This window comes from Winogradskyella sp. A2, from assembly GCF_046762865.1.
Classification (GTDB): Bacteria; Bacteroidota; Bacteroidia; order Flavobacteriales; family Flavobacteriaceae; genus Winogradskyella.
Genome location: NZ_JBKQXM010000002.1, coordinates 411,717 through 432,392, shown reverse-complemented (window position 1 = coordinate 432,392; position 20,676 = coordinate 411,717). Strand labels below are relative to the sequence as shown.

General features: G+C 33.0%; 19 protein-coding genes. 6 read left to right on the top strand and 13 right to left on the bottom strand.

Annotated features, from left to right (window positions below; genetic code table 11):
- Positions 1 to 123: 123 nt before the first annotated feature.
- The gene (gene fbp / locus ACFWV9_RS05075) at positions 124 to 1,128 is read left to right on the top strand and encodes a class 1 fructose-bisphosphatase (RefSeq protein ID WP_411894153.1); all 1,005 of its coding nucleotides are present in this window, start codon (positions 124 to 126) and stop codon (positions 1,126 to 1,128) included.
- A 43-nt stretch (positions 1,129 to 1,171) separates the two neighbouring features.
- Here the strand turns inward: fbp and ACFWV9_RS05070 are convergent, their stop codons facing one another.
- Entirely contained in the window at positions 1,172 to 1,603 is a 432-nt protein-coding gene (locus tag ACFWV9_RS05070; RefSeq protein WP_411894152.1) for a TerB family tellurite resistance protein, read from the bottom strand.
- Positions 1,604 to 1,763: 160 nt separating this feature from the next.
- Between ACFWV9_RS05070 and mfd the strand changes: the two genes are divergently transcribed.
- Genes mfd through ACFWV9_RS05055 form a run of 3 tightly spaced genes read left to right on the top strand, consistent with a single transcriptional unit; the run spans position 1,764 to position 7,271 of the window.
- The gene (gene mfd, locus ACFWV9_RS05065; protein ID WP_411894325.1) at positions 1,764 to 5,054 is read left to right on the top strand and encodes a transcription-repair coupling factor; all 3,291 of its coding nucleotides are present in this window, start codon (positions 1,764 to 1,766) and stop codon (positions 5,052 to 5,054) included.
- Entirely contained in the window at positions 5,047 to 5,910 is an 864-nt protein-coding gene (locus tag ACFWV9_RS05060; RefSeq protein ID WP_411894151.1) for a DMT family transporter, read from the top strand. Before mfd ends, ACFWV9_RS05060 begins: the two co-directional genes overlap by 8 nt.
- A gap of 56 nt (positions 5,911 to 5,966) precedes the next feature.
- Positions 5,967 to 7,271 carry a TlpA family protein disulfide reductase gene (locus tag ACFWV9_RS05055; protein WP_411894150.1) on the top strand — a complete coding sequence of 435 codons (1,305 nt, stop codon included), beginning with the start codon at positions 5,967 to 5,969 and terminating at the stop codon, positions 7,269 to 7,271.
- A gap of 82 nt (positions 7,272 to 7,353) precedes the next feature.
- Here the strand turns inward: ACFWV9_RS05055 and ACFWV9_RS05050 are convergent, their stop codons facing one another.
- On the bottom strand, positions 7,354 to 8,283 hold the full coding sequence (locus ACFWV9_RS05050) for a nicotinic acid mononucleotide adenyltransferase (protein ID WP_411894149.1): 930 nt from the start codon (positions 8,281 to 8,283) through the stop codon (positions 7,354 to 7,356).
- A 201-nt stretch (positions 8,284 to 8,484) separates the two neighbouring features.
- On the opposite strand from ACFWV9_RS05050, the gene ACFWV9_RS05045 reads away from it, so the two are divergent.
- Complete coding sequence (locus ACFWV9_RS05045) at positions 8,485 to 9,486, top strand: NAD(P)H-dependent glycerol-3-phosphate dehydrogenase (RefSeq protein ID WP_411894148.1); 1,002 nt, start codon at positions 8,485 to 8,487, stop codon at positions 9,484 to 9,486.
- A gap of 10 nt (positions 9,487 to 9,496) precedes the next feature.
- Here ACFWV9_RS05045 and ACFWV9_RS05040 read toward each other — a convergent pair whose 3' ends face one another.
- From ACFWV9_RS05040 to ACFWV9_RS05030, 3 genes are read right to left on the bottom strand one after another with little or no spacing between them, the layout of a single operon-like run.
- Positions 9,497 to 9,892 (bottom strand): hypothetical protein, encoded by a 396-nt coding sequence (locus tag ACFWV9_RS05040; RefSeq protein ID WP_411894147.1) that lies wholly within the window; start codon positions 9,890 to 9,892, stop codon positions 9,497 to 9,499.
- Positions 9,893 to 9,895: 3 nt separating this feature from the next.
- Positions 9,896 to 10,915: a phenylalanine--tRNA ligase subunit alpha gene (pheS, locus tag ACFWV9_RS05035; protein ID WP_411894146.1), complete on the bottom strand. Its 1,020-nt coding sequence runs from the start codon at positions 10,913 to 10,915 to the stop codon at positions 9,896 to 9,898.
- A 35-nt stretch (positions 10,916 to 10,950) separates the two neighbouring features.
- Positions 10,951 to 11,307 carry a hypothetical protein gene (locus tag ACFWV9_RS05030; protein WP_411894145.1) on the bottom strand — a complete coding sequence of 119 codons (357 nt, stop codon included), beginning with the start codon at positions 11,305 to 11,307 and terminating at the stop codon, positions 10,951 to 10,953.
- Between the two features lie 70 nt (positions 11,308 to 11,377).
- On the opposite strand from ACFWV9_RS05030, the gene ACFWV9_RS05025 reads away from it, so the two are divergent.
- Positions 11,378 to 11,896 (top strand): CvpA family protein, encoded by a 519-nt coding sequence (locus tag ACFWV9_RS05025; protein ID WP_411894144.1) that lies wholly within the window; start codon positions 11,378 to 11,380, stop codon positions 11,894 to 11,896.
- On the opposite strand, the gene ACFWV9_RS05020 is transcribed toward ACFWV9_RS05025, so the two are convergent.
- From ACFWV9_RS05020 to ACFWV9_RS04985, 8 genes are all read right to left on the bottom strand, one after another.
- The gene (locus ACFWV9_RS05020; protein WP_411894143.1) at positions 11,893 to 12,522 is read right to left on the bottom strand and encodes a carbonic anhydrase family protein; all 630 of its coding nucleotides are present in this window, start codon (positions 12,520 to 12,522) and stop codon (positions 11,893 to 11,895) included. The two genes, ACFWV9_RS05025 and ACFWV9_RS05020, sit on opposite strands and share 4 nt — an antisense overlap.
- Before the next feature lie 20 nt (positions 12,523 to 12,542).
- Positions 12,543 to 14,405: a SulP family inorganic anion transporter gene (locus tag ACFWV9_RS05015; protein WP_411894142.1), complete on the bottom strand. Its 1,863-nt coding sequence runs from the start codon at positions 14,403 to 14,405 to the stop codon at positions 12,543 to 12,545.
- A gap of 75 nt (positions 14,406 to 14,480) precedes the next feature.
- Complete coding sequence (locus tag ACFWV9_RS05010; RefSeq protein WP_411894141.1) at positions 14,481 to 15,263, bottom strand: universal stress protein; 783 nt, start codon at positions 15,261 to 15,263, stop codon at positions 14,481 to 14,483.
- Between the two features lie 9 nt (positions 15,264 to 15,272).
- Complete coding sequence (locus tag ACFWV9_RS05005) at positions 15,273 to 16,853, bottom strand: SulP family inorganic anion transporter (RefSeq protein ID WP_411894140.1); 1,581 nt, start codon at positions 16,851 to 16,853, stop codon at positions 15,273 to 15,275.
- A gap of 80 nt (positions 16,854 to 16,933) precedes the next feature.
- Positions 16,934 to 17,224, bottom strand: coding sequence for a hypothetical protein (locus tag ACFWV9_RS05000; protein ID WP_411894139.1), 291 nt, complete (start codon positions 17,222 to 17,224; stop codon positions 16,934 to 16,936).
- A gap of 54 nt (positions 17,225 to 17,278) precedes the next feature.
- Entirely contained in the window at positions 17,279 to 18,034 is a 756-nt protein-coding gene (locus tag ACFWV9_RS04995) for an SH3 domain-containing protein (RefSeq protein WP_411894138.1), read from the bottom strand.
- Position 18,035: 1 nt separating this feature from the next.
- Positions 18,036 to 19,808 carry a BatD family protein gene (locus ACFWV9_RS04990; protein WP_411894137.1) on the bottom strand — a complete coding sequence of 591 codons (1,773 nt, stop codon included), beginning with the start codon at positions 19,806 to 19,808 and terminating at the stop codon, positions 18,036 to 18,038.
- Between the two features lie 23 nt (positions 19,809 to 19,831).
- Positions 19,832 to 20,644, bottom strand: coding sequence for an aerotolerance regulator BatC (locus ACFWV9_RS04985; RefSeq protein WP_411894136.1), 813 nt, complete (start codon positions 20,642 to 20,644; stop codon positions 19,832 to 19,834).
- Positions 20,645 to 20,676 lie beyond the last annotated feature (32 nt).

The following is a 20,676-nucleotide window of genomic DNA, read 5'->3' as shown; positions in this document are numbered from 1 at the left end:
ATTATTAAAAGAACTCAAATATAATTCAAAACTAACGTTACTTAACAATTAATTTAATTTACGAAAACGTTTTAGTTTGTAAAATAATACGATATTTGTGTCAATTAATCAATATAAAGCTTCATGTCTCATACCCATCAAACTCTCGGTGAGTTTATTATTGAAAATCAATCATCTTTTAAATACACCTCTGGAGAACTCTCTAGACTAATCAATTCTATAAGATTGGCAGCAAAGGTTGTTAACCATGAGGTAAATAAAGCAGGCCTTGTTGACATTATTGGTGCAGTTGGAGACACCAACATACAAGGTGAGGATCAACAGAAATTAGATGTTTATGCTAACGAGAAGTTTATCCAAACCATGACAAAAAGAAACATTGTCTGTGGTATTGCAAGTGAAGAGGAAGATCATTTTGTAGCAATCAATAGTCAAGATGAAAACCATCAAAACAAGTATATTGTTTTAATTGACCCACTAGACGGTTCATCTAACATTGATGTAAACGTTTCTGTCGGTACAATTTTCTCAGTTTACAGGCGTGTAACACCTGTTGGAACCCCTGTAACTATTGAAGATTTTCTTCAAAAAGGGAGTCAGCAAGTTGCGGCTGGTTACGTTATTTATGGAACATCAACAATGTTAGTATATACCACTGGAGATGGTGTTAATGGGTTTACCTTAAATCCTGCTATAGGTTCATTTTATTTATCTCACCCTAATATGCAATTTCCTGAAGATGGTAAAATTTATTCAGTGAATGAAGGTAATTATATTCACTTCCCTAGGGGAATAAAAGACTACATAAAATACTGTCAGAAAGAAGAAGGAGATAGACCTTATACATCAAGATATATTGGGTCTTTAGTTTCAGATTTTCACCGAAATATGATTAAAGGTGGAATCTACATGTATCCTAAGAGTTCAAAAAACACAAATGGTAAGTTACGTTTGTTGTACGAATGTAACCCAATGGCATTTTTAGCGGAACAAGCTAATGGTAAGGCCAGTGACGGTTTTACAAGGATAATGGATATAGAGCCTACAGAATTACACGAACGGGTGCCTTTTATTTGTGGAAGCAAAAACATGGTGGAAAAGGCCGAAGAATTTATGCGCAACGCATAAAAAAAGCGAGCTAATTGCTCGCTTTTTTATTAAATCGTATTGATTATTGATTCATGTTTTTTATTCCATCAATAAATTCGTCTAAACCATGACCTTGGCTAACTAATTCTAATGCTTTGTCTGTAATGTACTTTACGTTAATTGCATGAAACCCAAGTGCGACACAAAACTTTCTTAGCAATTTTTTTTCTTCTTCATCTTGTATATTATCTACAACCACCATTCTTGCAAGATCATATAATCGCTCTAATCTATGATCATAAGACACAGGCGGATTAATTGGATGAGAAAGGTAATCTTTCAAGATTTTTTTAAAATCTTCATCACTAATATTAAGTTTCTGCGCTAATCGATCTAAAAAGTTTTTTTCTTCATAGGAAATAAAACCATCACTCATGGCCACTCTAACAATTGCTGCGAAATGATCTTTATTTCGCTTTCTAAATTCGTTATCATATAAGTCTGAAATTGACATAGAAATAAGTTTAATAGTCATTAATTAATATGGCTACAAATATAATTCTATTCAGAGGATTTATCGTTATGGAACGGTTCAAATATTTTATATTTGCACCTTCTAATAAAGGAACTTGAGCAAAGCATTAATTTCCAAAACCTATGCAGAGACTTTGCAAATGCAAAATCTCCGAAATGCTATTGCCGAATCTCAAAATAACACCCATCTTAAAGGGCTAGTTGGTTCATCATTTTCCATCGTTTTGTCAGAAGTATTTAAAACGAATGACAAACCTTTTTTGTTGGTGTTTGACGACAAAGAAGAAGCAGCCTATTACCTTAATGATTTAGAACAACTCATAAACGATAAGGATGTTCTGTTTTATCCTGGAAGCTATAGGAGACCATATCAAATTGAAGAAACAAATAACGCCAATGTATTATTACGAGCAGAAGTTTTAAACCGAATTAACTCTAGAAGAAAACCAGCTATAATTGTTACTTACCCTGATGCACTTTTTGAGAAAGTAGTTACTAAAAAAGAATTAGAGAAAAACACACTGAAAATTTCTGTAGGTAATAATCTAAGTATTGATTTTGTTAATGAAGTTCTTTTTGAATACAAGTTTAAACGTGTAGATTTTGTTACAGAGCCTGGGGAGTTTTCGGTTAGAGGTGGAATTGTAGATGTATTTTCGTTTTCTCATGACGAACCCTATAGAATTGAATTTTTTGGAGACGAAGTAGATAGTATTAGAACATTTGATGTAGAAACACAATTATCCACAGAACGGATTAAGAAAGTTAGTATAATACCAAATGTTGCAAACAAATTCATAGAGGAAAAACGCGAAAGTTTTCTTAATTACATTTCCTCTAAAACTGTAGTGTTTTCAAAAAACAGTTCATTAATTTTTTCAAGGATCGATGATTTTTACAAAAAGGCAGAAGAAACCTTTAAGGAATTATCTAGTGAGATAAAGCATGCTTCACCATCAGAATTATTTTGTGATTCCGAGTTACTAAAAAGGCAATTTTTAGATTATAATTTGGTTGAATTTGGTTCATCCGTTTTAATGAATGGTCAACTCATAGAATTTAAAACAAAACCTCAACCTGCGTTTAATAAACACTTTAATCTATTGATTGAAGATTTAAACGAAAACCATTCAAAGGGAATAGCAAATTACATTGCTTGCGTAAGTGAACAACAGGCAAAACGTTTTCACGATATTTTTGATGATGCAGAGGAACAAGTTCATTATAAAACTATAGTTGTTTCATTATACCAAGGATTTATTGATGAGGAGCAAAAAATAGCATTTTATACAGATCATCAAATCTTTGATCGGTACCATAAATTCCATTTGAAAAATGGCTATGCTAAAAAGCAAGCCATTACCTTAAAAGAATTGACCAATCTAGAAATAGGTGATTATGTTACCCACATTGATCATGGTATTGGGAAGTTTGGTGGTTTGCAAAAAATTATGGTTGAGGGTAAAAAGCAAGAGGCCATAAAATTAGTTTATGGTGAGCGTGATATTCTCTATTTGAGTATTCATTCACTACATAAAATAACCAAGTTTAACGGTAAAGATGGCAAACCTCCTAAAATATATAAATTAGGAAGTAAAGCCTGGAAAAACCTAAAGCAAAAGACCAAATCTAGAGTAAAAGAGATAGCCTTTAACCTCATTAAACTTTACGCGAAGCGAAAGCTAAAAAAAGGATTTCAATATGCTACAGACAGTCATATGCAACATGAGCTTGAAGCATCTTTTGTATACGAGGACACACCAGATCAAACCTCCTCTACAGCAGATATAAAAGCCGATATGGAAAGTGAACGGCCAATGGATCGTTTAGTTTGTGGTGATGTTGGTTTTGGTAAAACGGAAGTTGCTATAAGAGCAGCTTTTAAAGCTGTAGACAATGGCAAACAAGTGGCGATTTTGGTACCTACTACTATTTTAGCATATCAACATCATAGGACTTTTACAGAACGATTAAAGGAATTCCCAGTAACCGTAGATTACGTTAACCGTTTTAGAACAGCAAAACAAAAACGAGAAACTTTAGAAGGCCTAGAAAAGGGAAGCATAGATATTATTATTGGCACACACCAATTAGCAAATAAAACAGTAAAATTTAAAGATCTTGGTCTACTCATTGTTGATGAAGAACAAAAGTTTGGAGTTGCAGTAAAAGAAAAACTAAAAACCATTAAGGAAAATGTTGATGTATTAACTTTAACAGCAACACCGATACCACGTACACTTCAGTTTAGTTTAATGGCGGCAAGAGACCTGTCTGTTATTACAACGCCACCTCCAAATCGTTATCCCATAGAAAGTCATGTAATTAGATTTAATGAAGATATAATTCGTGATGCCATTAGTTATGAAATTCAACGTGGTGGACAGATTTTTTTTATTCATAATCGCATTGAAAATATCAAGGAAGTTGCAGGTATGATTCAAAGGTTAGTACCCGATGCAAAAATTGGCATAGGTCATGGTCAACTAGATGGTAAAAAGTTAGAGGGACTAATGCTGGCTTTTATGAATGGTGAATTTGATGTATTAGTAAGTACTACAATTGTAGAAAGCGGACTTGATGTCCCTAATGCCAATACAATATTTATCAATAATGCCAATAATTTTGGTTTGAGTGATCTTCACCAAATGAGAGGACGTGTTGGCCGAAGCAATAAAAAAGCCTTCTGCTATTTTATAACACCAGAGTATACGGCAATGACAACAGATGCGCGCAAACGAATTACCGCATTAGAGCAATTTACGGAATTAGGTAGTGGATTTAATATCGCCATGAAGGATCTTGAAATCAGAGGTGCTGGTGATTTACTTGGTGGTGAACAGAGTGGGTTCATAAATGATATTGGTTTTGATACCTATCAAAAGATTTTAAATGAAGCGATTGAAGAATTAAAAGAATCTGAGTTTGCAGATTTATATAAAGATGATGGTAAGCCTAAACAATATGTAAAGGATATAACTATTGATACAGATTTTGAATTGCTTTTCCCAGATGATTACGTTAACAATATTACGGAACGTCTAAATCTTTATACCAAGTTAAACGAAATTAAAACCGAAGAAGAACTACTAAAGTTTGAATCTGAAATTATAGATCGATTTGGAGAAGTACCAACCCAAGTTTCTGATTTATTAGATAGTGTGCGTTTAAAGTGGATCGCAGTTAATATGGGTATTGAAAAACTCATAATGAAGCAAGGCAGACTCATAGGTTATTTCATACAAGATCAACATAGTAAATTCTATCAGAGTGAAGCTTTTACCAAAGTGTTGCAGTTTGTACAAAAGAATTCTGGCAAATGTAAAATGAAAGAGAAAAAAACTAGAAATGGTCTGCGTTTACTTCTAACTTTTGAAAATGTGAAGTCCATTAAGCAAGCTCTTGAAACGCTATCTAATGTAAATGAGTGATAAAAGCCATATAAATCATTTATTGTGGCTAACGGTAGCGACAATATTTATTAGTACATCTGGTGCGCTAGGAAAATTTATTGACCTACCAACTCCGGTAATTATTTGGTGGCGATCTGCCTTGGCTGGCATTTTTTTATTGCTCTTTTGTCTATTTAAAAAAATTAGTTTAAAAATAAACAGCGGTAGGGATCGCTGGACTTTTTTCTTGGCCTCTGTTTTTATGGGAGCACACTGGATTACATATTTCTATGCATTAAAACTATCTAATGTGGCTATTGGCATGTTATCTCTGTTTACATTTCCAGTAATTATTGCACTTTTAGAACCAATCTTTACTAGAATTAAATTTGACCCTATGCACATAGTATTAGGTATCATTGTTTTGATTGGTATTTATATACTCGCACCAGAATTCGATTTAAAAAGCGGGCAGGTTCAGGGTATTCTTTTAGGACTACTATCTGCAATTTGTTACGCTTTAAGAATTCTGATATTAAAAACACATGCAACAAATTATAATGGCACCATGCTGATGTTCTATCAAGTTGGTATCCTTGCATTTATTTTATTGCCTTGTCTTTATTTCTTTGAGGGATCTAACATTAAAACACAATATCCGTATGTGTTACTGCTTGCATTATTAACAACCGCCATAGGTCATACCCTTTTTATAAATAGTCTTAAGTATTTTAAAGCCAGTACAGCTAGTATAATTGGTAGTGCACAACCAGTATTCGGTATTATTATAGCTTACTTTTTCTTGAATGAAATACCAACATTACATACATTTGTTGGAGGTTCATTAATACTAGCCACAGTTTTTATTGAAAGTGTACGATCCAAAAAGAATTAAAAAATTAGAAATTGGCGTAATTATTGAAGCCTTTTTGCAGATAACAAATCCATAATATGAAAAGATTAATCCTTACTTTTATTGTCTTACCATTTTTAAGTTATTCTCAAAGTGTATCTGGCACCTTTTCGCCATCAGAAGATTTTACCTATGCTTTTTTGTATAAAGCGACACCTGAAGGAGCGGATTACGTAAACAGAGGAAAATTAGATAGTTTAGGTCATTTCGAAATACCACTTAATGAAACCGTAACACCAGGGATTTATAAAATCGTTTACGCTATTCCACCAGAAGAAAACAACTTTGACTTTATCTATGACGGTAAAGAGTCAGTTGATTTTAATTTTAGTTATAAAAATGGTGTAGAATTTAAGTCTTCAGATGAAAACAAACTATGGAATTCGTATCTAAAAAGCATGGATATGGTAAATATTACCATAAGTAATTATTACTCAAAAGACGTAAAGGATGAAGAAGGTTTTCGGGCTATTTTTAAAACCTTGAGTGATACCCAAAAAGGTTATGAAGAGTTGGCTAATGACAAATTAGTATCTGCTTTTATCCTAGCCAATAAGCCATATATACCCTTAGAATATGAGGATATAACCACCTATTCCAATAAATTAAAAAATCATTACCTAAACCAAATAGACTTCAATAACTATCTTCTACAAAGCTCTTCATTCTTGGTAGATAGAATTACAGCTTACGTTTTTAACATGGAACAAAACCCAAGTAATGAAACCTTCAAGACTCATGTGGATGATGTTGCCAGTGCTATTGGAAATGATGCTTCTGAAATAAAGACTACATTACTTGAAGTTTTATGGCAACGATTTGTGAGTCTAGAAAATCATGAGCTCGCAAATTATATTACAGACAACCATTTATTGAAATTGGCAAACGATACTGGAAATAAGGTCCTTGCGGAAACTATTACATCATATAAAAACACTTCAGTTGGAACTAAATCACCAAATTTTGAAATTAGCTCTATTGAAAGCACAACAGATCTTCATAGCCTTGATAGTTCAGAGTATTATTTACTGGTGTTTTGGAGTAGTGGTTGTGGACATTGCCTAAATGAACTACCAAAAGTGAAAGAGTTAGTTGATAATAAAACTAACATTCAGGTTGTTGCTTTTGGTCTTGAAAATGATTCTATTGATTGGACAAAGGAAATCCAAAAATATCCTGATTTTACACACACTATCGGTTTAGGAAAATGGGATAATCCTATTGTTAAAACTTATGGAATTGCGGCAACACCAATGTATTTTCTGCTCAGTAAAGATAAAATCATAATGGCTAAGCCTTATGCATTTGAAGATCTTGAGATACTTTTAAATAACTTGAAATAAAACAGAAAACGCTCAGTAAAACAAAGTGTTTTTTCTGAGCGTTTTGAAACTAAATAACCAACCAAATTTAGCCTCTTGTACTTTACCTAGGGTTATCTACCTTAGTTGTTTTTTGTTTTCTCTTTTTAGGTTTATCAACCTCTTTTGTTATTTTACCCGCTGTATCAGAACTTCTATAATAAGGTATATAACCTACACCTTCAAACTCATAAACAGTACCAGAACCTGCATGCAATAACTCAATGGTTCCATCATTGATAACGCTTAGTTCAAAGAATTCATTGTCAAAGAAATCATAATCTAACGTTAAAGTTTTTAGGTACATGTTTCCAGATACATCTCCTACCCCGTAAACACCTGTATAATCCCAATAAATGTTATTTGGGTCGTAAATATTTACATCCTGAGAACTTCTAAAAGTAGAGTCATTACCACCTGATAAAAACTGAAGATAATTTTCATTATCAAACTCATTTAGAGTTCCAAACTCACTCGTATATACTTTTTCCCAAGCCTCATATTCTTGTAAGAAATAATGTATGTTATCATAGAAAATAAAATCGTAGTCAAAATTATTTCTCTGGTAACCTCTTAAGAAATAAGACGTATCATTAAAAGGGTTATATAACTCAATTGTATTATTGTTTATCTGATAGACATCAAAACTGTCAAAACCATTAATAATATGATCTACATCTAATATCATGTCGTATGCAACATAATCTCCTATTGGTACCCCAAAACCATTACCTTGTACACCAAAATCTACTAGATTATTATTAGCAAAAAGAATTCCGTTTCTAAACGAAAGTGTAAAAGCAATCTGTAAAAATGGGGTTTCACCAAAACCTTGAGTTTCATTAATATCAACATACCACAATTCATAAGAATTCAATAATTGATTTAATGATACTCCTGGATTGTTATCCACTATTACTACCTCGTCTGTATAACAAGAAGTAAATAAAGTTGCACTCAATGCAAAACCTAATAGTAATTTCAATGTCTTCATAATTCAACGGTTTTAAGGTTATTACATAGTTAATTTCAAAACGTGTGCCAAAAACTATAAAGCATCTAAATACGCATAGAAGAATAAGCTTAATAAATCCACTTAATCCTTTATTATCACTGACCTCAACTGACCTGATAATACTTTAGTCTATCCACAAAACTTTCCTTATTTTTGAGAGGTCTAAACGATTGAAATTTTATGAGCGAAACAACTAAATATGCTGTTTTTGGTGCCGGAAGTTGGGCTACTGCAATTGTAAAAATGCTTTGTGAAAATTTAGATGAAGTCGGTTGGTATATGCGTAGTGCTTATACCAAAGAACATATAATGAACGAGCAACACAACCCAAGTTATTTGAGCTCTGTAGAATTTCATCCAGAACAACTCAAATTAAGTAATAACATCAATGAAATTGCCACTTGGGCAGATGTGCTAATTTTTGTTATTCCCTCTGCGTTTATACGCTCTGAATTAGAAAAACTCAATGTAGATATTAGTCAAAAAACCATAGTGTCTGCAGTAAAAGGTATTATACCCGAGTCTGGTCTATTAGTGGGTGAACATTTCCATGACATTTATAACATTCCTATTAAAAACATTGCTGTAATTGCTGGTCCTTGCCACGCTGAGGAAGTAGCTTTAGAACGCTTATCATACCTAACAATCTCTTGTGCAGATGCCGAAAAGGCACAGGCGATTGCAAATAATTTATCGAGTCATTATATAAAAACAAAAATAAGTGATGATATTATAGGTGTAGAGTATGCCGTAATGCTTAAGAATATTTATGCAATTGCAGCTGGGATAGCTCATGGATTGGGCTATGGAGATAACTTTCAAAGTGTGCTAATGAGTAATGCAATACGCGAAATGAAACGTTTTATAAATAAAATGCACAAGATGAAACGTAATATTAATAATTCAGCTTATTTAGGTGATTTATTGGTAACGGGATATTCGGTTTTCTCTAGAAACAGAATGTTTGGAAATATGATTGGGAAAGGGTATACCGTAAAGTCTGCACAAATGGAGATGAATATGATAGCTGAAGGCTATTATGCCACTAAAAGTGCTAAATTATTAAACGATAAAAACACGAAGAAAACTAGGCTACCAATTATCAACGCCGTATATGCTATCCTTTACGAGAATAAAAACCCAAAAAAGGTCTTTAAGCAACTGACTGATGAGTTGGATTAATAAAAAGGACCTATTTTACTAGTACGCCTTTCAGCTTTATTAAAGGTAAAGTTCGTAAAGCTTTATCGTTTATGGTATTCTTCCTGAATAAATAAGATTTATCGAACATCTGATTCCCTTTAAAAAAAGTTACCTTAAACTCGTTGTTCAAGTCTAAAACGGCTTCTTGTAAATATTCGATTTTTGCGTAACTTCTAGCTGGAAGCATCTTTAGGGCATGTCGCATTGGTGGTGTAATCTTTCTATCCGAAAACCCTTTAGAAACAATAAGAACTGTGTCTAAATCATTGACACTATCATTAATGATATAGACATTCCAATCTTTTGTTTTATACTCTAAATGCTCTTCTTGCACCACAGCAATGTATACATCCTTAACCTCAGGAATTTGAATATCTCTTCTCACAAACTATAAAGCCGATTTAAACTGCTCCAAAAAACGCACGTCATTCTCACTTAATAAGCGGATATCGCTAATCTGATGTAGTAATAAAGCAATACGGTCTATACCCATACCAAAGGCAAAACCTGAGTATTCCTTAGAATCTATACCACAATTTTCCAATACATTAGGATCTACCATACCACAGCCCATTATTTCTAACCAGCCTGTACCTTTTGTCATTTTATAATCAGTCTCGGTTTCGAGTCCCCAATATACATCTACCTCAGCGCTTGGTTCTGTAAAAGGGAAGTAAGAAGGTCGCAATCTAATTTTTGATTTACCAAACATTTCTGTTGTGAAGTATTGAAGTGTCTGTTTTAAATCCGCAAAACTTACGTCCTTATCGATATATAATCCTTCTACCTGATGGAAGAAACAATGCGAGCGCGCAGAAATGGCCTCGTTTCTGTAAACTCTCCCAGGAGAAATTGTACGTATTGGTGGTTTGTTATTTTCCATATAACGTACTTGTACGGAACTCGTATGAGTACGCAATAAAATATCAGGATTTGTTTGAATGAAAAATGTATCCTGCATATCTCTTGCCGGATGATACTCTGGTAAATTCAAGGCAGTAAAATTGTGCCAGTCATCTTCAATTTCTGGCCCTTCACTTACATTAAATCCTATACGAGAAAATATATCAATAATCTGATTTTTTACTATTGAAATTGGATGGCGAGCGCCTAAGGCAATAGGCTCACCCGGCCGCGACAAATCACCATAAATCCCTTTATTTTCATCTTGTTGTTCTAAAGACTCTTTAAGCGAATTTACTTTGTCTTCAGCTGTTTTCTTTAACTGATTAATGGTTTGACCAAATTCTTTCTTTTGCTCATTCGCCACATTTTTAAATTCGGCAAAATATTGCTTCAAAAGTCCTTTAGAACCAAGGTATTTGATTCTAAATGCTTCAACTTCTTCTTTAGACTGAGCTGAAAATGCTTCAGCTTCTGCAATGAGTTCTTTTAATTTATCTATCATTCTGTCCCAATTTCAGATCGCAAATTTAAAAAATCTTAATCGATATATTCTGTTTCAACAAAATAGTTCACAATAGCTTCTTTCATAAGCACACTTTGCTCACCTGCTTTAAGGTGAGGCAATTGCTCCTTGACCTTATAGTGTGGCCAACCATCCTCATCAACAAAATCAAACTCATAAAAACCATATGGTGTTAATAGCTTACATATTGCAACGTGCATTAAATCTAACTTATGATCCTTTTTATAATCGCGGTGTATTTGACCAAGTTCCTGAACACCAATTAAATAAATAATAGCATCCAAGTCTAAACTATCACCATCAGCGAATTGTGCAGATAGCTTCTCTACCACTAATGCCCAGCGTTCTTTTAATTGTTCATCTCTTGCCATAATTTATCTACTACAAATCTCGTTATAAGATTAGCAAAGTTAATTTATATTTGCTTAAACCGCTATAATTATGAGTATCATTGACATTGTTTTAGGAGCCCTTTTATTGTTTGGTCTTATTAGAGGCGCTATGAAGGGATTATTTGTAGAAGTAGCCTCATTATTAGCACTTGTATTAGGTATTTATGGGGCAATACATTTTAGCTATTTTGCAACGGGTTTTCTAGAATCTAAAGTAGACTGGAGTGAAAAAACCGTTAATATCGTTGCTTTTGCCATTACTTTTGTAATAATTGTTTTAGCAATTAGTCTTGCTGGTAAAGCACTTACCAAATTAGCAGATTTCGCAGCTTTGGGCATGTTAAATAAATTACTTGGTGGTGTATTTGGAGTGCTAAAAATTGGCCTTATTCTTAGTATACTATTAATTGTGTTTAATAAGCTTAACAAAACACTTCCTTTTTTAGATAAGGAGGATCTAGAAGAAAGTGTACTATACGAACCGGTAAAATCATTAGCCCCAATGATATTTCCTACCCTTATAAAAAGTGAATCAGAACAAGAGGAACCAAGTAAAAATGATGCCTAAAGCATCTCAACTTTACCAGTGTGAAGACTATAAACGCCCCCAACTATAGCTATTTCTCCATTATCTTCCATTTCAGCTAAAATTTGGCTTTTATTTCTTATTCGTTCAATCGTCAACCTAACATTATTTGCTACGGTTTTTGCAACAAATTCCTTGTTTGATGAGTTTGCTTCACCTTCCACTTCATCAGCAGATTTTCTTACTGCAGGCATAATATTTTCTAACATTGCAGTAATATTTCCTAATTCTACTCCATCACATGCTGCTTTTACAGCACCACAACTTTCATGCCCTAAAACTAGAATTAGTTTACTCCCAGCTACGTTACACGAGTATTCCAAACTTCCCAAAATATCTATGTTTTCAAAATTACCTGCTACTCTTGCTACAAAAATATCACCAATAGCCTGATCTAATACCGTTTCAACAGGCACTCTAGAATCAATACAAGATAAAATAACAGCTTTTGGATATTGACCGCTTGTCGTCTGGTTTACTAATGAAGCATTATCTGCACCTTCTGGATTTCCATCTACAAATCTTTTGTTACCATCTAATAAATCTTGTAAAACTGCATTTGGTGTAAATGCACTTTGCACATCTTTTGTTATTGCTTTATTCTTCATTTTATTCTGTTTTTATATTATTAATACTTGTCTTCTATGTTTTTTATAATCCAAATGAGGCAGGAATGAAATTCGTTAAAAATATGCTCTTCCGGAATGAAATCTGGAATAATATCTATTCGTTCCATCATATATCTAGGTTGTTCTAATAGTCCGACGAACAATACTTCTACATTCTTAATCTTTAAATCTTGAATCATATCTTCCATAGCATATAAACCAGACTGATCCATATACTGCATCCTATCTAATCGCATTATTACAATTGAAGCTGTTTCAGGAATTTGCAAAGCGAGTGCTTGAAATTCACTAGTTGAACCAAAAAACAATGGTCCTTTTAAATGCTTAATAAACACCTCTTCCTTAAGCACATTTGGAAAGTTAGCTTCATCTGGCCAACTTTCTTCTCTTAATGATTTTACATCACTTCTTTTTGCTGTTAAATCACCTATTTTCTTCATGAACATAAGAGAGGCTATAATCAAACCAATACCAACTGCATATACTAAATTCCAAAATGTTGAAAGTACTAATACCACTAACATTATAATTACCTCAGAACTTAATTTCAATGGTCCAATTTTGATATCCTTTGGTAAATTAGGTATGGCCCTTAATCCTTTATAGTCCATAACACCTATACCAACCGTTATGAGTATACCAGCCAAAACAGCAGCAGGGATTCTTGATGCTAGTGGTGCCATAGCCAAAAGAATAAAAAACAATAAAACACCTGCAATCATACCAGACAATCTTGTTTTTCCGCCAGCATTGATATTAACAACCGTTCTAATTGTAGCGCCAGCACCTGGAATACCCCCAAAAATAGAAGCTATAGTGTTTCCAATTCCCTGTCCTATTAATTCTTTATCTGGCTTATGCTTTGTTTTTGTCATATTATCTGCCACCACACTCGTAAGTAATGAATCTATAGCACCTAATAGAGATAGTGTCAAGGCTGTAAAAATATATGGTGAGATACTACTAAGACTGAAACTAGTAAAAATCTCAAGTCTTGGTAAAGGTAATTCTTGGGGTATTGTTGGTATAGGTTTATAATCAAAATTGCCTAAAATAGCAATTGTAGACACAAGAATAAGCGCAACCAATGTACTGGGTATTTTTGTGGTTATCCGTTTAAAACCATAAATAACAAAAATAGTTCCTAACGCCAGGATTAGCTCAAGCCAATTTATTTGACTTAGCGCTCTGGGTAAAAGTTTTATAGCACCCATTACACTTTTCGACTCTTTGGTCGCAAGATTTATTGATTCTTTTACAATATCATCCTCTGTGATTTCTTTTGATTTTTCAATAGTTTTATTGAACTCCTCTAGAACCAATATACCATCAACTGCTTCGTCTTTTATTATTTTTTCTAATATTACCTCTTCTGCTTCTGGTCTAAACTTATTGACAAAATCATCATCTGTACTGGCATTATATCCTAATATTGGAAGTAACTGAGTGACCAATATCATAACGCCGATCGCTGTCATAAATCCAGATACAACAGGGTAAGGTATATATCTAATATACTTTCCAACTCCTATAATACCTAATCCTATTTGCATTAATCCGGCTAATAAGAATACAGTCAAAATCGCTGGTAAAGCTCTTTCAACACTACCTCCGTAGGCACCAATTAATCCAGCAATAACTACCATACTTAATGCAGTCATTGGTGCTGTAGGACCAGATATCTGAGTATTAGTGCCACCAAAAAGTGCAGCAAAAAAACTAATGAAAATAGCACCATAAAGCCCAGCACTAGGACCTAAACCAGATTGTACACCAAATGCCAGTGCAAGAGGTAGAGCAACTATCCCAGCTGTAATTCCGCCAAAGGCATCACCTTTAAAATTTGAAAAAAAATTCTTCATATGTGATTCTACAGTCAAAATTAAGTTAGTAAATTTAATTCACTGATTCTAATTTCTAACAATTCTGAAAACTATTTAAGTTACTAGGAGTGAAACATTTACTTTTCTTACTAATTCTTTAATGATTTTGTTTTTGTTGAATTGTTTATTCCTATTTACGCATAACATGTTTACCTTACTTTTTGGAATATAGCCAGAAATAGTTGAGATGACATCAGAAGTTTCCTCAAATACATATTCAATAGTCTTCTTTGACAAGAATTGATCTTTGCTCCCATTGTCACTCGATTTGACGCCGATCTTAAATGATTTAAGAGGTAAGGTTGAGTATTCAACCAAATCTGCAATCAAACTGTCCTTAAGATTTGATTCTTCTTCGTTAAATATCCCTACAGATAAATCTTTCTCTGGCGCTAAACTGCTATTATGAGATGCCAGAAAAATAGCTCCCTTATGATACTTCAACACAAAATCAATAATATTGTCACCAACAAAACTTAATGCGCTTGATTGTCGTTTACCCAATACAATTATATCTGGTTTAGTCTTTTTAATATACTTCTCAATTTCGTTTTTCACGTTACCAAAACTATACTTATAGTTTACCTTAGTCTTGTGCTTTTCAGAAATAGGATCTAAAAGTTCTTTTATTTTCTTCTTTGCAATTTTTGTGTATTCATTAATTTCTCGCACTGCTGATAACTGACTTGCAGTTTTTACTAACTCAGTCGGTTTTTTAACATGTAAAAATTCTAAATCAGCATTTAGCATTTTCGATAAAGCAATTGCATTGTTCAAAACTATAGGCGTTTTAGACTTGAGATCTGAAAGAATCAATATTTTAAGTTTTTTACCCATAATTTATTTTTAAGTTGTTTTTGGTTTTAGTTTAAAAAACTTTACAAAACTCTCAGGGTTTTCTACAATACCTCTATTAGAAACTATTTTTATATCAATATGTCGTTCTTTGGCCTTCACAGCAAAATCATCCAGAATTTCAATAATATCATTATCTAAGTATGTAGTATTCCTAACATCTAACTCTAAATATGTATCTCTTGGAAGACTGTAAAGTTCTTTCAAAATTGCACCCTTATTAAAGAAGGTGACTTCTTCAGCAAAAGTCATTTTGATCTTATGCTTCCCGTTACTTTTATCTTCAATATGTAAGAAGTGAGAATTTTGGTAACTCTTTATTAATATTACTACAATACCAACTGCTAAGCCCATACCTATTCCCTTAAGTAAATCTGTAAATACAATTCCAAGAACCGTTACTGTAAAAGGAATAAACTGTTTCCATCCTAATTCGTACATTTTTATAAATAGTGATGGTTTCGCAAGTTTATACCCAACAATCAGTAATACAGCAGCCAAAACTGACAACGGTATCATATTAAGAAGGGTTGGTATTAGCATAACAGATATTAATAAAAAGAAACCATGTATAATAGCTGACATTTTACTTCTACCACCAGATTGAATGTTAGCCGAACTTCTCACGATTACCTGTGTAATTGGGAGACCACCAATTAATCCAGAAATGATATTACCTGTTCCTTGCGCTAATAATTCACGATTGGTTGGCGTAACATTTTTGTGAGGATCTAATTTATCAGTAGCTTCAACACACAACAGCGTTTCTAAACTTGCAACTAATGCTATCGTGAAGGCTACTATCCATATCTCTGGATTTGTAATTTCCATAAAATTTGGAAAACTAAACTGTCCTAAAAAAGAATCTACACTATCCGGTACAGGAACACTTACTAAATGAGTTGAATCTATACTCAATGTTTCATGAGACTGTGTTAGGACATAAAATATAATTCCAACGACGACTGCAACAAGTGGTCCTTGTACAATTTGAAAGAATTTACCTTTTTTAGAAAGAACATTTCCCCAAAGTATTAATATTCCTAAGGAAACAAGACCTATTAAAGCCGAACCTGGTTTAATATAATTTATAGAATTAATAATTTCAGAAAAAGTATTTTCTCCATCTATTTGAATGAATGCAAAATCACCTTCTGGATCTGCATCATAGCCAAAGAAATGAGGTATCTGTTTTAATATTATTATTATACCAATACCAGTAAGCATACCTTTAATTACAGAAGATGGAAAATAATAACCTATAATACCCGCTCTTAAAAAGCCAAATATTAATTGAATTATCCCACCTAATACTACTGCAAGTAAAAAGTTCTGATAGCTTCCTAGGGTAGCAATAGCAGCTAAAACAATTGCTGCTAAACCTGCAGCTGGTCCACTAACTCCAATTTTAGACCCACTAAGTGATCCTACTACAATACCACCAATTATACCTGCAATTAAACCAGAAAACAATGGCGCGCCACTGGCTAGTGCAATACCTAAGCATAATGGTAAAGCGACGAAGAATACGACAATACTCGCTGGTATGTCATTTTTTAAAGTTTTAAACATATTAAAATGCATTTTACAACCACTATATATTATAAGCAGTTATGAGATTATTTATAAATGAATGTAGTTATGATAAAAAATTAAATAATTACTTCAGGAGGTGGTGAAATAATATTTATAAGGGGTTTACTATATAAACCATGCGTAAAGTCTATCCCATCTTTTTCTAAAAGCGAAAAATCTATTTGTTCCACATCAACCGTCTGGCTTTCAATGAGAATTTTAAAGTTTTCACTTTCTTCTTCCTCACCTAAACTATCGAACATGGAAATATCAATAGAGTTATCTATTGAAGAAATGATGGTTGGTGCACTTATTATCGTAAGAAATAAAACTACAATGAATAGCGCTGTAAGCTTTTTAAAAATCATAGATTGTGAACTAACAAATATAAGATTTCGTCAGTATTGATTTGTTAAATTAAGTTAAAAATCATTTAATAACCTAATATCTTGAGATTGTATCCAACCTATGGAGTTATCTGATAGTTGAATTTTGTTCCAATCCTCATAACTATCCAAAATTTGTACTTTAGTACCTTCGTGTAATCTAAAAACTTCTTCGCTTGTTTTATTAGGGTCTGCTTTTACGCGTGATTCTTGTACAAAAACTATTGCAGGATTATCTCTTTTATCTAATTGTACTCTTTGAAATGCCATGGCGACTGATAGGCATGCCAAAAATAAACTTACAACACTTATAACAAATGCCAATCGTTTTCTTGATGTAGCATGTGCAAAATGATATAACAAAAAAAGTAATACGAACACAAATACACCAACGATGGCTATCGTTGCCCAAGTATCTGCATTTAAGGTATTGACCAAATTCTTTAAAATTTTTGTAAAACCAACATCTGGCACAGTATCAATAGCATCGATCGTCATATTTTTAGCAAATGCTAAATTGTTCTTTATTTCCTCATCGTTTGGATTGAGCAATTTGGCTTTCTCATAATAATAAACACTTGGTGCGATATTGTTGAGTTTATAATTAGCATTGGCAAGATTAAAATATAATTCAGCTGAATGAATATCTGAATCTAATATATTTTCGTATTTATCAATTGCCTCTGCATATTTGCCTTCATTATATAGTGCATTTGCCTCCTCAAAAAGTTGATTGTTCTGAGAATAGCCAAAAAAAGAAAAACAAAATACTATAAGTGTAATTGCTCTCATACTACTTTATCTGTTTATCTATTGTTGAAATTGTTCTAGCAGACCTATCATAATCGCTTTGCATGGTATCTTGAGTAATTGGTGTGTATCGTGCCAATTCACAATTTTCTAATATTGAAATAAATTCTAAAATAGTACTAGAATCGACCATGAGTTGGGACAAAAGAGATTCTATCTTTTCTTTATTAAAGTCACTAGTTTCAATATTTAATTTTGCTTTTAAGTAATTATGAAGTGCTCTCTCTAAGGCTACATAAAAAGCTTCCTTATTTTTAAGTGCTTTTTTTGCTTCGCTTAAGTATTTTTTAGATAGTTTATCTGCTTTTCTTATTCTATTACCTTGAACATCAGCATCACGTTTATCCTTATTTCTCCTAATGAAAATAGCTATTGGAATAGCAAAAAACGGCATTAATAAAAGTGACCAAAACGCGGTAGATTTAAAGAATGGTGTACGCTTCTTACTTTCCCAATTTGGTTTTGTTTTAATAAAAGCAAAGGTGTTTGTATTTGGTCTCACAGGTTGTTTAGCAGTAGTTGACTCGGTATTATCTTTTCCATTAACGATTGCTGTAGGTCCTTCTAGCACATCTACAACCAATTCATCAGATGTTATTCTTCTATAACTTTCAGTTTTTAAATCAAAATATGAAAAGGATATTGTAGGAATAGGATATTTCCCTTTGTACTGCGGCACAATCGTATATGTGTCAGAAATTGTTCCCTGCATTCCATTTAATCTGGTTCTTACATTTTCGTTATGTTCTGGCTCATATACTTCTAACGAACTTGGTACAGATAATTTAGGCAACTCAAATAATTTTAAATTTCCTTTTCCTGAAACTTCAATTTTTGCCTGTAATGATTCAGTTGCGTTGAGCTGACTTTTAGTCGTTGTTACTTTAAAATTAAAATCTCCAACTGCACCCTTAAAATCGGAAGGTTTCTCTTGTTCTGGTAATGGTTTTACATTAACGGTTCTACTACCTGCAGTAACTGTTTTTGGTACTTTAGTCATTATTGGCCTGCCAAAAATATCAGCTCTTCCTGTTGGTACCTCAACAGTTATATCTAAAACAAGTGGTTCTAATTTTAACTTCCCTGTTTTCTGAGGATATAAAACGGTTTTTCTCAATACTACAAATCTATAATCCTCTCCTTTGTACAATCCTTTTTGAATGTTTAAACCTTTTATATCAATATTCTGGCTCCAAAAATCATTATATCTAGGGTTGTCTTTCTCTCTCCAATTACTTACGCCTGTTTCTGGTGAAACATATAATTTATAAACTACAGTGATTGCTTCATTTAAATATGGATTTGTCTTTGAAACTTCAGCTACTAAATGAATATTTTGTGAAGCAATATCTGAAGCATCAGAATTTCCGTTTGGTGAATCTATAGCAGCAGTAACATTAATTGTAATAGGAAAGGTTTTGTAAATTTCGTCTTCTATCTCTATGGTAGCCTGCCTAATAGTGAATTTACCTCTTTTTTTAGGCGCTAAAAAATAGCTATATGTTTTGGTATAAGAACGTTTCCCATTTAACCAAGAGTTGCTTACTGAGGTATTTGGCCCACCAACGACATCAAAATCCTTAAAACTCGGTGGGACAAAATTATCACCGTCTTTATTCATTTCAAAATCAATCCTAAGACGTTCGTTAACACCAAGTTTCTTTTTACTCACCTTGGCTTCAAACTTAACCTGAGCTGAAGCCAAACCAGTAATGAGTAATATAAATAGAACAGATATGTAATGCTTAATGTTCATATGATTAATAAACCTCAGTTCTGTTACCAATCTTTTTCAGTTTTTACTTTCGCCCCTTTTTGCTTTTCGGCATTTATTTTTTCTTGAACTTTTTGTTCTTGATTTTGCATAGCCTCTAAGATATTTTTAATCTGTTGAGGAGACATTTGCCCTGGTTTTGGCTTAGGTTTTTGATTCTTGTCCTTGTTATCTTTTCCTTTACCATCATCTTTTTTATCATCTTTAGGCTTTCCTTTTTCATCTTCTTCTTTATCCCCATCTTTCTTGTCCTTGTCACCTTCGTCCTTATTTTCGTCTTGCTTTTTTTCCTCCTCTTCTTTATCTTTTTCTTGTTCTTTGTCTTTATCCTCTTTATTATCCTCACCACCACCATCTTTTTGTTGTTCTGCGCACTCTTTGGCTAAAGCAAAATTATATCTGGTTTCCTCATCTGCTGAATTGTTGCGCAATGCATTCTTAAATGCTTCAACCGCTTCCTTACACTGTTCATTTTGCATCAATATGTTACCAATATTGTGAAACGCCCTATGCTTCTCATCTTTGGTCTTTGCGTTATTTGCTGCTTCTTGACTTCTAAATAATGCCTCGTCGAAACTTCCTTTCTTATAGTAGGAGTGTGCTAAATTATAGGCACCAACAGCTTTATTTGGTGATTCTGAAATGGCTTTTCTATATTCCATTTCTGCGTCAACAAAATTCTCATCACCTAGGAGTTCGTTTCCTTTATATACTAAATTAGTTGCCTTTTTTTCAGCTTCTATTTGAGCTTTTGATTTTTCTTGCGAAAAGCTCATAATAGTTATTAATGACGCTATAACTAGTAAATTGAATTTCATTTTTACTGTTTCTTATTTAAAATTAGCAAACC

Excerpts from the sequence above, each read along its gene's own strand:
- fbp (WP_411894153.1), top strand. The coding sequence starts at position 124 with ATGTCTCATACCCATCAAACTCTCGGTGAGTTTATTATTGAAAATCAA.
- ACFWV9_RS05070 (WP_411894152.1), bottom strand. The coding sequence starts at position 1,603 with ATGTCAATTTCAGACTTATATGATAACGAATTTAGAAAGCGAAATAAA.
- mfd (WP_411894325.1), top strand. The coding sequence starts at position 1,764 with ATGCAAAATCTCCGAAATGCTATTGCCGAATCTCAAAATAACACCCAT.
- ACFWV9_RS05060 (WP_411894151.1), top strand. The coding sequence starts at position 5,047 with ATGAGTGATAAAAGCCATATAAATCATTTATTGTGGCTAACGGTAGCG.
- ACFWV9_RS05055 (WP_411894150.1), top strand. The coding sequence starts at position 5,967 with ATGAAAAGATTAATCCTTACTTTTATTGTCTTACCATTTTTAAGTTAT.
- ACFWV9_RS05050 (WP_411894149.1), bottom strand. The coding sequence starts at position 8,283 with ATGAAGACATTGAAATTACTATTAGGTTTTGCATTGAGTGCAACTTTA.
- ACFWV9_RS05045 (WP_411894148.1), top strand. The coding sequence starts at position 8,485 with ATGAGCGAAACAACTAAATATGCTGTTTTTGGTGCCGGAAGTTGGGCT.
- pheS (WP_411894146.1), bottom strand. The coding sequence starts at position 10,915 with ATGATAGATAAATTAAAAGAACTCATTGCAGAAGCTGAAGCATTTTCA.
- ACFWV9_RS05030 (WP_411894145.1), bottom strand. The coding sequence starts at position 11,307 with ATGGCAAGAGATGAACAATTAAAAGAACGCTGGGCATTAGTGGTAGAG.
- ACFWV9_RS05025 (WP_411894144.1), top strand. The coding sequence starts at position 11,378 with ATGAGTATCATTGACATTGTTTTAGGAGCCCTTTTATTGTTTGGTCTT.
- ACFWV9_RS05020 (WP_411894143.1), bottom strand. The coding sequence starts at position 12,522 with ATGAAGAATAAAGCAATAACAAAAGATGTGCAAAGTGCATTTACACCA.
- ACFWV9_RS05015 (WP_411894142.1), bottom strand. The coding sequence starts at position 14,405 with ATGAAGAATTTTTTTTCAAATTTTAAAGGTGATGCCTTTGGCGGAATT.
- ACFWV9_RS05010 (WP_411894141.1), bottom strand. The coding sequence starts at position 15,263 with ATGGGTAAAAAACTTAAAATATTGATTCTTTCAGATCTCAAGTCTAAA.
- ACFWV9_RS05005 (WP_411894140.1), bottom strand. The coding sequence starts at position 16,853 with ATGTTTAAAACTTTAAAAAATGACATACCAGCGAGTATTGTCGTATTC.
- ACFWV9_RS05000 (WP_411894139.1), bottom strand. The coding sequence starts at position 17,224 with ATGATTTTTAAAAAGCTTACAGCGCTATTCATTGTAGTTTTATTTCTT.
- ACFWV9_RS04995 (WP_411894138.1), bottom strand. The coding sequence starts at position 18,034 with ATGAGAGCAATTACACTTATAGTATTTTGTTTTTCTTTTTTTGGCTAT.
- ACFWV9_RS04990 (WP_411894137.1), bottom strand. The coding sequence starts at position 19,808 with ATGAACATTAAGCATTACATATCTGTTCTATTTATATTACTCATTACT.
- ACFWV9_RS04985 (WP_411894136.1), bottom strand. The coding sequence starts at position 20,644 with ATGAAATTCAATTTACTAGTTATAGCGTCATTAATAACTATTATGAGC.